The organism is Streptomyces sp. BF23-19 (genome assembly GCF_041106355.1).
Taxonomy (GTDB): Bacteria; Actinomycetota; Actinomycetes; order Streptomycetales; family Streptomycetaceae; genus Streptomyces; species Streptomyces virginiae_A.
Genome location: NZ_JBGBPT010000089.1, coordinates 6,950 through 7,784 on the forward strand (window position 1 = coordinate 6,950; position 835 = coordinate 7,784).

General features: G+C 72.5%; 1 protein-coding gene. It reads right to left on the reverse strand.

The genetic code is table 11. The annotated features are described in order from the left end of the window. Positions 1-84: 84 nt before the first annotated feature. Positions 85-835, reverse strand: a 751-nt coding sequence (locus AB8A24_RS35460; protein WP_369478559.1) for an Ig-like domain repeat protein, incomplete at its 5' end; no start/stop codon positions are given.

The following is an 835-nucleotide window of genomic DNA, read 5'->3' on the forward strand; positions in this document are numbered from 1 at the left end:
GAGTCACTGCTGCCCCGCATGCACACCCGCCCCCCCCCGCCCCCCCCCGGCCCGTGGGGGCCGGGGGCGGTGACCGGTGTTCGGTCAGGGAAGGAGCGGGACGAGGACGAGTGTCAGCGGCGCCGTCACGGAGGAAGCGGCGTAGCAGCTCGTCCCCGCGAAGGACGCGGTGTAGCTCGTCGCCGTGATCACCGTGCTGGGAACCGTCAGCGTCGGCGGGGCCAGTGTCGCCACCCCGCCGGCGTTGGTGAGCGCGGTCCCGAGGACGACGGGCCCGAGCGTCGTGTTCGCCCTGAAGGTGACCAGTTGTCCCGGGAGCGGAGCGGCGGTGGAGGTGACCTTGAGCGTGGCGCTCATCGACTGGATGACGAACGTGCCGTTCGTCCGCAGGCGGATCTGCGCCGGGGCCGCCGTCAGCGTCGTGGGAGCCGGGTTCACGGTCAGGTTGGCCGACGTTGCCGAGGGACTGTGGCAGGTACCACCGTTGTAGACGGCGGTGACCGTGCCGCTGGCGCCCGCGGTGGTGGTGACGCAGGCCGTGCCGCCGGCGTTGAGTGTCACGGTCTGGACGAAGCCGCCGGGGCCGGTGAAGGTGACCGTCCCGGTGGGCGTACCGCTGCCCGGAGCGACGGTGGTGACCGTGGCGCAGAACGTCACCGGGCGGCCGCAGACTGCGGGGTTGGGGGTGATGGTGAGTGCGGTCGTGGTCTGGGCGTTGTTCACGGTCACGCCCGTCGCGCCCTTCGACGGCTTGAAGCATCCGTCGCCGTTGTACGCGGCCGTGACGGTGCCGCTGGTGAGGCTGCTGGTGGTGACGCAGGCCGTGCCGCCCGCG